Source organism: Streptomyces sp. S6 (genome assembly GCF_054880855.1).
On sequence record NZ_JBTYMC010000234.1, the window covers coordinates 1 to 10,503 of the forward strand.

Here is a 10,503-nt window from a genome sequence, read left to right on the forward strand (position 1 = left end):
CAGGGCGCGCATCTCCAGCGTCGGGCTGAAGGTGTGGCCGTAGTCGACGACCCGTTCGAGCCGGTGCTCCCACAGGTTGTCGTGGAGTTCTTCGAGCATCCCGTGGACCGCCGCCGCCGCCCTCGCCACCAACGAACTCCGCGTCGCCTATGCCCTGCACCCCGTCCGCCTCCTGACCGCCCTCCACGCCCCCGAGTCCGCCCCGGCCCTGATCACCACCCTCCAGCGCCGCCTCACCCCCCACGACCCGTACCGAAGGGTCGCCCTCGCCTGCGTCGACGGCCTCGGCACCCTCGGCGATCCCCGCGCGCGACCGGTGCTGCGGGAGGCGCTGGCCCACCCGGCACTGGCGGAGGCGGCGGTGCGGGCGCTGGGGAGGATCCTGGGGGAGGGGTGAGGGATTCTGCCGATCAGCCCTCCGCTGTTCCCACGTACCGCACCTCAGGCACCAGCACCCCGCCCACCTCGAACGGCTCCTCCACGCCGTCCGGCCGCAGGCCCGCGCGCTCGTAGAACCGGCGCGCGCGGGTGTTGCCCTTGAGCACCCACAGGTACAGCCGGGTGCACCCCCGGGCGGCGAGCTGTCGTACGGACTCCTGGAGCAGCGCGTGCCCCACACCCGAGCCGAGGTGGGCGGCGTCGACGTACAGGGCGTACAACTCGGCGTCGTCCGTGTGGCGTTCGCCCTCGCGGTAGGGGCCGTGGCAGGCCCAGCCGACGACCGTCCCGGCCTGCTCGGCGACGAGGTTCACCACGTCCTCGCCCGCGTTCTCGACGTGGGCCCGGCGGCGCAGGGCGTCCTCGGGCACGGAGAGGGAGTCCAGGTGGGGCTGGGGAATCAGGCCCCGGTAGGCGGTCTGCCAGCCGCGCACCCGGATCTCGGCGACGCGCTCGCAGTCGGCCAGGGTCATCGGACGGACCAGGGGAGGCGTCATGGCGCGACCACCGCCAACGCCTCGATCTCCATGAGGAATTCGGGCCGGACCAGACCGGCGACCTGGACGGCGGAGGCGGCGGGGAGGCGGTCGTCGGGTATGTGAGCCGCACGGGCCTCGCGGACGGCCTGCATGTACGCCATGTCCGTGACGAAACAGGTGAGTTTGACGACGTCCTCGAAGCCGGCGCCCGCCGAGGCCAGGCAGCGGCGGAGGTTCTCGAAGACCTGCCGGGCCTGCGCGGCGGGGTCGCCCGCGCCGACCAGCTCGCCCTTCTCGTCGAGGGCGAGCTGACCGGAGACGGCGACCAGGCGGCCGGTGCCGGTCACCACGTGCGTGTACTGCGCGGCGGGTGCGACGCCGGCGGGGCCGGGAATACGGGTCAGATCGCTCATGACCCCATCATGGATCACCGGTCTGACAACGCCCCCGGCATTTACCGGGGGCGCCCCGCCTCAGCCCCTGAAGCCCAGCAGCCCGTGCAGCGTCGCCCCGTGCGCCGACGGTGCCGCCACCTTGCTGGTCAGCGGCTTCGGGTCGGGCAGAGCCGCGCACACCGCGTCGACAGGGCCGTCGGAACGCGGGACCGTGCCGTCCTTGAGGTATGCGGCGAGGTGCTTGTCGAGGCACGCGTTGCCGCTCAGCGTGATCCCGTGGTTCCCGCCGCCCTCCTCGACGACGAGGCTGGAGCCGCGCAGCAGCGCGTGCGTGAGGGCGCCGCCCTCGTACGGGGTCGCCGCGTCGTTCGTCGCCTGGAACAGCAGCACCGGCGGGAGCTTGTGGTTGGCCACGTTCACCGGGCGCAGCGGCTTCTGCGGCCAGAACGCGCACGCCGCATTGTACCAGGCGTTGTTCCAGGTCATGAAGGGTGCCTTCTCGTACGCCGCCCAGGTGTCGGCCCGCCACTGCTCCCAGTCGCGCGGCCAGGCGGCGTCACGGCACTGCACCGCGCTGTAGACGCTGAACCCGTTGTCCCCGGACGCGTCGACCGCGCCGAGGTTCTCGTACACCTCGACCAGCGGAGCGGCGTTCTTGCTGTTGACGTACGCGGCGAACGCCTCGGCGAGGTGGGGCCAGTAGCCGTTGAAGTAGCCGCCCGGCAGGAACGTGTCCTCCAGCTCGGAGGCGCCCACCTTGCCGCCGGCCGGCTTCTTCGCGAGGGCCGCGCGCATGGCGTACCACTTGGCCTCGATCCGCTCGGGGTCGGTGCCGAGGTGGTAGGTGGCGTCGTACTTCGCGATCCACGCCATCAGCGCGCGGTGGCGGTCGTTGAAGGCGTGGTCCTGGGAGAGGTTGTCCTCGTACCAGACGCCCGAGGGGTCGACGATCGAGTCGAGGACCAGGCGCCGCACCCGCTGCGGGTACAGCTTGGCGTAGACGGCGCCCAGGTAGGTGCCGTACGAGTAGCCGAAGTAGTTCAGCTTCGGGGCGCCGACGGCCGCGCGGATCGCGTCCATGTCGCGGACGGCGCTCACGGTGTCGATGTACGGCAGGAGCTTCGCGTACTTCTCGCCGCACGCCTTCGCGAACGACTTCACGCGCGTGAGGTTGGCCCGCTCGATGGCCTCGGTGGCGGGCACCGAGTCGGGGCGGACCGGCGTGAAGTACCCGGGCTTGCAGTCGAGCGCGGGCGTGGACCTGCCCACCCCGCGCGGGTCGAAGCCGATGACGTCGTACTGCGCGGCGACGTCCTTCGGGAGCGTCGAGGCGACGAACGCGGCGAGGGACAGGCCGCTGCCGCCGGGGCCGCCGGGGTTGACGAGCAGGGGGCCCTGGGAGGTCTTCGCGGTGTGCGGGACCCGGGTCAGGGCGAGGGTGATGCGCTGTCCGCGCGGGTGGTCGTGATCGAGCGGCACCTTCAGGGAGGCGCACTGGAGCGTCGGGTGGTCGGTGGTGCCGCAGCTCTTCCAGGCGAGCTGCGCGGCCGGTGCCGGCGCGGCCTCGACGGGCGCGGCGGTCAGCGTCGCGGCCACGACGGCGGCGGCGCCGCACAGTACGGCTGCGCGTTTTCTCATGGAGCCTCCCAGGGACTGCCGGGACCGTGTGGGTCGACGGCCCCGGCGGCATCGTCCCGGGAAGGAGGGCCGGAAGAACCTGTTCCGCCGATAGTTGACCCGAAAGGAGGCCGGACACGCTCAGAGCAGGCTCAGCTGGACCGGCCGCGCGGGCTTCGGCTCCTCGGTGTCCGGCGGCTGCGGCACCCGGCGCGGCATCCCCGCGCGCGTGGGGCCGATGCCGTACTCCCGCGCCAGTTCGTGGACCTGACGGGTGATCCGGCGCTGGTACCAGGTGGGGGCGTAGGCGCCGTCCGCGTACAGGCGGTCGTAGCGGGTCACCAGATGCGGGTGGTGGCGGGCCAGCCAGCTCATGAACCACTCGCGCGCGCCGGGCCGCAGATGGAGTGTCAGCGGGGTCACGGAGGTGGCGCCCGCGGCGGCGATCGCGCGCACGGTCTCCCGCAGCCGGCCCTGGTCGTCGCTCAGGAACGGCAGCACGGGAGCCATCAGCACCCCGCACCCGAGCCCCGCGCCGGACAGCGCGCGGACGACGTCCAGGCGCCGCCGCGGGGCCGGCGTGCCGGGCTCCACCGAGCGCCACAGCCCCTCGTCCAGGAAGCCCACCGAGACGGAGACACCGACGTCGGTCACCGCGGCGGCCTGGCGCAACAGGTCGAGGTCGCGCAGGATCAGCGTCCCCTTCGTGAGGACCGAGAACGGGTTCGCGCGGTCCCGCAGCGCCGCCAGGATGCCCGGCATCAACGCGTACCGGCCCTCCGCGCGCTGGTAGCAGTCGACGTTCGTGCCCATCGCGACGTGCTCCCCCTGCCAGCGCGGGGAGGCGAGTTCGCGGCGCAGCACCTCGGGGGCGTTCACCTTGACGACGATCTGCGTGTCGAAGCCGATGCCCGTGTCGAGGTCGAGGTAACTGTGCGATTTGCGGGCGAAGCAGTACACGCACGCGTGCGAGCAGCCCCGGTAGGGGTTCACCGTCCATTCGAACGGCATGCGTGAGGCGCCCGGCACCCGGTTGAGGACCGAGCGGGCCCGGACCTCGTGGAACGTGATGCCCCGGAACTCGGGCGCGTCGAAGGTACGGGTGGTCACCGCGTCCGCGCCGAACAGCGCGGACTCCGCCGCCCGGCCGTGCTCGCCGGGCTCCTGGGTGAGGTTCTGCCAGCGCATGAGGCCTCCTCGGTAGCACTGGACACAGATTAGAACACTTGTTCCCATGATCGTGCGAGTGCCGTTTCCGATCGCTTTGGGACCCCCGATTTGGGTGGCGAACCGGCGGGGTGATTGGCTTGTCCCGACCCCGATAAACAGGCCCTGGAGGAACACATGGCGCAGGTCGAGGCCACCACCGAGCGCGTCGTCGCGGCGGACCCGGAGACGGTGTTCGACACCCTCGCCGACTACAGCGGCCCCCGCGCGAAGCTGATGCCCGAGCAGTACAGCGAGTTCGAGGTGCGCGAGGGCGGCGACGGCGAGGGCACGCTCGTCCACTGGAAGCTCCAGGCGACCAAGAAGCGCGTGCGCGACTGCCTCCTGGAGGTCACCGAGCCGACCGACGGTGAACTCGTGGAGAAGGACCGCAACTCCTCCATGGTCACCGTCTGGCGCGTCACCCCCGCCGGCGAGGGCCGGGCCCGGGTCGTCGTCACCACCACCTGGCAGGGCGCCGGCGGCATCGGCGGCTTCTTCGAGAAGACTTTTGCCCCCAAGGGCCTCGCCCGCATCCACGACGCGCTGCTCGCCAACCTCGCCGCCGAGGTGGAGAAGTAGAACGCCGGGTCCGGCGGACAAGTTCCGCCCGGTCCACGGCCGTTGATCGAATTCACCGGTTCGAGTGGTTGTTCCCCCGAACCCGGTCGGCGCCGTAACTCGTCGCGCTTGCCAGGAGTTGTCGCTTTACGCGGGAATTGTGGCAAGTGCGACGAGGGAGCGGTACGTGGGCGGGATCACTCTGGTGAAGGACGAAGCGGCACCGGCCGCCGCGCCGACCGCCGCCCCGCCACCCCCGCGCCGGGACGAGCGGATCAGCCCCCGCCGGGTGCGGCTCGTCTTCGTCGGCCTCATGCTCGCGCTGCTCCTCGCCGCGCTGGAGCAGATGATCATCGCCACCGCCCTGCCGAAGATCGTCGGCGAACTGCACGGCCTGGACAGGATGTCCTGGGCGATCACCGCCTACCTCCTCACCTCCACGGTCGGCCTGCCCGTCTACGGCAAACTCGGCGACCTCATCGGCCGCAAGGGCGTCTTCCAGTTCGCGATCGTCGTCTTCGTCATCGGCTCCGCCCTCGCCGGCCGCGCCCGGACCATGGACCAGCTGATCGCCTTCCGCGCGGTGCAGGGCATCGGCGCCGGCGGCCTCATGATCGGCGTCCAGGCGATCATCGCCGACATCGTGCCGCCCCGGCAGCGCGGCCGGTACATGGGCCTCATCGGCGCCACCTTCGGACTCGCCTCCGTCGCAGGACCCCTGCTCGGCGGCTACTTCACCGACCACCTCTCCTGGCGCTGGTGCTTCTACGTCAACGTCCCCTTCGGGCTCGTCACCCTCGCCGTCGTCACCGCCGTCCTCAAGCTGCCGAAGCCGGTGGCCCGCCCCCGGTTCGACGTCCTCGGCACGCTGCTGCTCGCCGCCGCCTCCACCTGCCTGGTCCTGCTGACCAGCTGGGGCGGCACCGAGTACGCCTGGGGCTCGCGCACGATCCTCGGGCTCGGCGCGGGCGCCGCCGCCGCGAGCCTGCTCTTTCTGCTCGCCGAGCACCGCGCGGCCGAACCCCTCATCCCCCTGCGGCTGTTCAAAGACCCCGTCTTCAACGTCACCGCGCTGATCGGCCTCGCCGTCGGCGTCGCCCTGTTCGGCGCGGCCAGCTACCTGCCGACCTTCCTCCAGATGGTCGACGGCGCCTCCGCCACCGAGTCCGGGCTGCTGATGCTGCCCATGATGGCGGGCATCGTCATCGCCTCCGTCGCCGCCGGACAGGTCATCACCCGCACCGGCCGCTACAAGCTCCACCCGGTCCTCGGCTGCGCGCTGGCCGTCGCCGGCATGTGGCTGCTGTCCCGCCTGGAGACCGACACCCCCCGCCTGCACTACAGCATCTGGATGGCCGTCCTCGGCGCCGGCCTCGGCCTCGTCATGCCCGTGCTGGTGCTCGCCGTGCAGAACTCCGTGCGCCCCGCCGACCTCGGCACCGCCACCAGCGCCAACAACTACTTCCGGCAGATCGGCGGCAGCGTCGGCGCCGCCGTCTTCGGCACCCTGTTCGCGAACCGGCTCGCCGACGCCCTGCGCGAGCGCCTGCCCGCACACACGGGCGGCGCCCCCGCAGGCGCCGAGTCGATCACCCCGCAGCTCGTCCACACGCTGCCCCCGGCGCTGCGCGACGCCTACATCCGCGCCTACGCCGACGCCATGCCGAGGATCTTCCTCTACCTCGTGCCGGTCCTGCTCGTCGGCCTGTTCCTCGCCTTCTTCCTCAAGGAGAAACCCCTCGTGTCCCACAACGAGACGGAGACCGAGCCCCTCGCCCTCCCGTCCGCGCGCGTGACGTACACGGCGGGTGTCGCCGTCTGCGGAACCGTGCAGCACCCCGACGGCACCGTCGTCCCGCGTGCGGCGCTCACCCTCATCGACGTCGCCGGGAAGCAGATCGGGCGCGGCGCCAGCGGCGACGACGGACGGTACGCGCTCGCCACCCCCGGCTCCGGCGCGTACGTCATGATCGCCGCCGCGGGCGGCCACCAGCCGCAGGCCGTCGCCGTCACCGTCGGCGAGCGCCCCGTCGACCTCGACATCGTCCTCGGCGGCGCCGGACGCCTCGCCGGGACCGTCGTCACCGCCGACGGCGCCCCCGTGCGCGACGCGACGGTCACCCTCACCAACGTCCACGGCGAGGTCGTCGCCGCCACCCGCAGCGGGCGCGAGGGCGGCTACACCATGACCGAGCTGGTGGCCGGCGAGTACACCCTCGCCGCGAGCGCCCCCGCCTTCCGGCCCGCCGCACTGCCCGTCACCGTCCAGCAGTCCCGCGAGACCCGCCAGGACGTCGAACTCGCGGGCGGCGCCGTCCTGCGGGGCACCGTGCGCGCGGGCGGCGGCCGGCCCGTCGAGGACGCGCGCGTGACGCTCCTGGACGCCGCCGGGAACGTCGTCGACACCCTCACCACGGGCCCCGACGGCAGCTTCCGCTTCGTCGACCTGTCCTCCGGCGAGTACACCGTCATCGCCGCCGGATACCCCCCGGTCGCGACCGTCCTCCAGGTCGCCGGCGGCGGCCGGACGGAACGGGACCTCCAGCTGGGGTACGAGGACTGAGGGGCGCAGGGGGCGCGCGTGGACCGCCGGAGCAGCGGACAGGACCTCGCAGGGAGGGCGAAGGCCCTGCCGGGCGGCCCGTGCGCCCGGCGGCGCCCCGCTCGCACCAATTCCATCAATGCCGCACATCCCGGCCCACCGCCCCCGTACCGTGGTGGCTGCGGAACAGATCTTGCGAAGTTCTGGGGAGAGAGGGCCTGGGCCATGGACCGTGGCACCGAGCGGCACACGCCTCCCGGCCCGGGACGCGTCCCGCTGGCCGTCGTCGTGGTCGACCGAGGCGGCCTCGTCTCCCACTGGAGCACCGGCGCGCGCAAGCTCTTCGGAGTCCCCAAGGACGAGGCGATCGGACAGCCCGCGCTCGACCTGCTGCCCGTCGCCGGAGCCCTCCCCGACCCCGGCGACACCCCCGAACCCGCCCCCTACGACGTCCTCGCCGCGTACGACGGCCACGGCACCCCGCTCGGCACGGAACTCGGCTACCCCTCGGCCGGGCGGGCCCGCATCAGCGTCCCCGGCCAGGGCCGCGCGGACGTCCTGTGGTGGGCCTACCCCCTCGTCGGCCCCGGCGCACAGCGGCTCCTGGTGCTCGCCGCCGACGCGGCCGTCCTGCACGACGAGGCCCCCGAGGACGAGGTGAGCGTCGAGCGGATCTCCCCGGGGTTCGCCCGCCACACCGAGTTCGACGCCGCCGACGACCTCGCCCGCCGGCTCCCCGAGATCCTGCCCAGCATGAGCGTCGGGGAGAGCGCCCGGATCGTCTCCCAGATCCTCGAACTCGGCTACCCCATCCTGGAGTTCAGCCAGAACGAGAAAGTCCCCGTCACCCCCGACTGGGGCGTCTCCCGGCGTGCCGAGCGCAAGGTCCGCCGCGAACGCGCCGCCCGCGCGGTCGCCGAGGGCCTGCCGGTGCCCGACGAACTCGCCGACGACGGAGAGGACCTGGAGTACGTCGCCGTCCGCGAACGCCTGGAGTTCCTCAACGAGGTCAGCGGGAAGATCGGCACCTCGCTCGACCTCGCACGGACGATCGTCGAGGTCAGCCGGGCCGTCGTGCCGAGGTTCACCGACGTCGCCGGCACGTACCTGCGCGAACAGGTCGTCGCCGGCGAGGAGTTCGACGAAGGGGTGCCCGACACGCGGACCATGTGGCACCGCGTCGCCTTGGAGCACACCGACGAACCCGGCCGCTGGGACGACGTCGTGCCGGTCGGCGAGGCCATGCCGTTCCCCGCGCACACGCCGTTCTTCCAGTGCATGACCACCGGCGAACCCGTGCTCGTGCCCCGGATCACCGAACAGATGGGGCACGCGATCGCCTCGCAGTTCGACAAGCGGGACATCCGCCCCCTCATCACCGGCCGCTCGATGCTCGTCGTCCCCCTCAAGGCACGCAACGTCGTCCTCGGGTTCATGATCCTGCTGCGCCACCCGGAGCGCACCGAGTTCAACGACATGGACCGCGTCACCGGCGCCGAACTCGCCGCCCGCGCGGGGCTCGTGCTCGACAACGCGCGCATGTACACGTTCCAGGAGGCCGTCGCCGAGACCCTCCAGGACAGCATGCTGCCGCACATCGCGCCCCGCATGGCCGGCTGCGACATCGCCACCCGCTACCTGCCGGGCACCCTGATGGGGCGCATCGGCGGGGACTGGTTCGACGCGATCAAACTGCCCGGCGCGCGGACCGCGCTCGTCGTCGGGGACGTCATGGGACACGGCCTCAACTCGGCCGCGAAAATGGGGCAGTTGCGGACCGCGATCCAGACGATGGCGGGGCTCGACCTGCCGCCCGCGCAACTCCTGCGCAACTTCGACGACCTCGCGCAGCGGCTCGGCGGCGACTACCTCGCGACCTGCCTGTACGCCGTGTACGACCCGATCGCCGGGGAACTGAACATCGCCAACGCCGGGCACATCCCGCCGGTGCTGGTGCGCGCCGACGGCAGCACCGAACTCCTCGACCTGCCGACCGGGGCGCCCATCGGGGTCGGCGGAGTGCCCTTCGAGGCGGCACGCGTGCGCGTGCGGCCCGGGGACCGGCTCGTCATGTGCACCGACGGGCTCGTCGAGATCCGCGGCGAGGACATCGGGGTCGGGCTGCGGACGCTGTGCGAGTTTGCCGCGCACCCCGCCGCGTCCATGGACGACGCCTGCGACACGATCATCCGCGCGCTCAACCCGCGCGGGGGACGCAAGGACGACGTCGCGCTCCTCATGGCCCGCCTCAACGGCATCGAGCCCGAGGACGTCGCCGAGTGGCGGCTCGCTCCCGAGCCGGCCCAGGTGCGGCGGGCCCGCGCGGCCGTCGCCGAGCAACTGCACGAGTGGGGGCTCGCCCGGCTCGTCGACAACGCGGTCCTCATGGTCAGCGAACTGGTCACCAACGCCGTGCGGCACGCCCCGGGGCAGGCGGTCGTCCTGCGGCTCGTGCGGGGCGAGACCCTGCTGTGCGAGGTGGACGACGCCGGGCACGAACTGCCGACGTTCCTCGACGCGGGCGCGCTGGACGAGGCCGGGCGGGGGCTGCGGGTGGTCAGCACGCTGGCCCGGGAGTGGGGCGCCAGCCGGTCGGGGGCGGGGAAGAGCGTGTGGTTCGAGTTGACGCTGCCCCGGAGGTGAGAGGCGGGGCGTACGCCGGTTCAGGAGGAGGCGTGAAGGTGTCGCCCGGCCGCTTGTGAGGGCGCACGTGACGGGGTAGACCGTACCCGCCCGCCGGTTCACGGCGGTTCGCGCGGGAAGGTGGGGGAGAGTCGGCCATGGGCGTGACGCAGCGGTACCGGGAGTCGTGGGAAGGGTTCTGGCGGGAGGCGCCCGAGGACGAGGCGGCGGTGTTCTGGGACGCCGCGCCCGACGTGACCGCCGCCGCGCATCTGCCCCTGTTCGTGCCGCACCTCCTCGACGCCGGTCTGCCTCTCGTGGACCTGGGCTGCGGGAACGGGACACAGACGCGCTTCCTCGCGGAGCACTTCCCGCGCGTGGTCGGCGTCGACCTCTCGGACGCCGCGCTCGACCGGGCCCGCCGCGCCGATCCCGAGGGGCACGCGGCGTACCGGTTCCTGGACGCCGTCGAGGAGGGGGCCGCCGAGGCGCTGCACGCCGAGCTGGGCGACGCGAACGTCTATGTCCGGGGCGTCCTGCACCAGTGCGGCCCCGAGGACCGGCAGCCGCTCGTGGACGCCGTGGCGGCGCTGCTGGGGGTCCGGGGGCGCGCGTTCCTCGTCGAGCCGTCCGAGGGCGCCGG

Annotated in this window: 8 protein-coding genes and 1 pseudogene; 5 read left to right on the top strand and 4 right to left on the bottom strand. The window is 72.8% G+C overall.

From position 1 onward, the window contains the following. Positions 1-109: 109 nt before the first annotated feature. Positions 110-397, top strand: a pseudogene (locus ACVNF4_RS25970) (HEAT repeat domain-containing protein); the annotation flags it as partial. A 13-nt stretch (positions 398-410) separates the two neighbouring features. Here ACVNF4_RS25970 and ACVNF4_RS25975 read toward each other — a convergent pair. The 4 genes from ACVNF4_RS25975 to ACVNF4_RS25990 form a co-directional block, all read right to left on the bottom strand. Beyond that, complete coding sequence (locus ACVNF4_RS25975; protein WP_461805295.1) at positions 411-935, bottom strand: GNAT family N-acetyltransferase; 525 nt, start codon at positions 933-935, stop codon at positions 411-413. Beyond that, positions 932-1,330: a RidA family protein gene (locus ACVNF4_RS25980; RefSeq protein WP_461805296.1), complete on the bottom strand. Its 399-nt coding sequence runs from the start codon at positions 1,328-1,330 to the stop codon at positions 932-934. The genes ACVNF4_RS25975 and ACVNF4_RS25980 overlap by 4 nt, the downstream gene beginning before the upstream one ends. Before the next feature lie 60 nt (positions 1,331-1,390). Next, on the bottom strand, positions 1,391-2,950 hold the full coding sequence (locus ACVNF4_RS25985; protein WP_461805297.1) for an alpha/beta hydrolase: 1,560 nt from the start codon (positions 2,948-2,950) through the stop codon (positions 1,391-1,393). A gap of 120 nt (positions 2,951-3,070) precedes the next feature. After that, positions 3,071-4,117: an Rv2578c family radical SAM protein gene (locus ACVNF4_RS25990; RefSeq protein ID WP_461805298.1), complete on the bottom strand. Its 1,047-nt coding sequence runs from the start codon at positions 4,115-4,117 to the stop codon at positions 3,071-3,073. Positions 4,118-4,273: 156 nt separating this feature from the next. On the opposite strand from ACVNF4_RS25990, the gene ACVNF4_RS25995 reads away from it, so the two are divergent. The 4 genes from ACVNF4_RS25995 to ACVNF4_RS26010 form a co-directional block, all read left to right on the top strand. After that, positions 4,274-4,717, top strand: a complete 444-nt coding sequence (locus ACVNF4_RS25995; protein ID WP_461805299.1) for an SRPBCC family protein — start codon at positions 4,274-4,276, stop codon at positions 4,715-4,717. 166 nt (positions 4,718-4,883) lie between these two features. Next, on the top strand, positions 4,884-7,259 hold the full coding sequence (locus ACVNF4_RS26000; protein ID WP_461805300.1) for an MFS transporter: 2,376 nt from the start codon (positions 4,884-4,886) through the stop codon (positions 7,257-7,259). Between the two features lie 204 nt (positions 7,260-7,463). Next, on the top strand, positions 7,464-9,881 hold the full coding sequence (locus ACVNF4_RS26005; protein WP_461805301.1) for a SpoIIE family protein phosphatase: 2,418 nt from the start codon (positions 7,464-7,466) through the stop codon (positions 9,879-9,881). Positions 9,882-10,018: 137 nt separating this feature from the next. Next, the coding region (locus tag ACVNF4_RS26010) for a class I SAM-dependent methyltransferase (RefSeq protein ID WP_461805302.1) at positions 10,019-10,503 on the top strand (485 nt) is incomplete at its 3' end.

Bases quoted from the DNA above. Each gene is read 5' to 3' on its own strand.
- ACVNF4_RS25975 (WP_461805295.1), bottom strand. From the start codon at position 935: ATGACGCCTCCCCTGGTCCGTCCGATGACCCTGGCCGACTGCGAGCGC.
- ACVNF4_RS25980 (WP_461805296.1), bottom strand. From the start codon at position 1,330: ATGAGCGATCTGACCCGTATTCCCGGCCCCGCCGGCGTCGCACCCGCC.
- ACVNF4_RS25985 (WP_461805297.1), bottom strand. From the start codon at position 2,950: ATGAGAAAACGCGCAGCCGTACTGTGCGGCGCCGCCGCCGTCGTGGCC.
- ACVNF4_RS25990 (WP_461805298.1), bottom strand. From the start codon at position 4,117: ATGCGCTGGCAGAACCTCACCCAGGAGCCCGGCGAGCACGGCCGGGCG.
- ACVNF4_RS25995 (WP_461805299.1), top strand. From the start codon at position 4,274: ATGGCGCAGGTCGAGGCCACCACCGAGCGCGTCGTCGCGGCGGACCCG.
- ACVNF4_RS26005 (WP_461805301.1), top strand. From the start codon at position 7,464: ATGGACCGTGGCACCGAGCGGCACACGCCTCCCGGCCCGGGACGCGTC.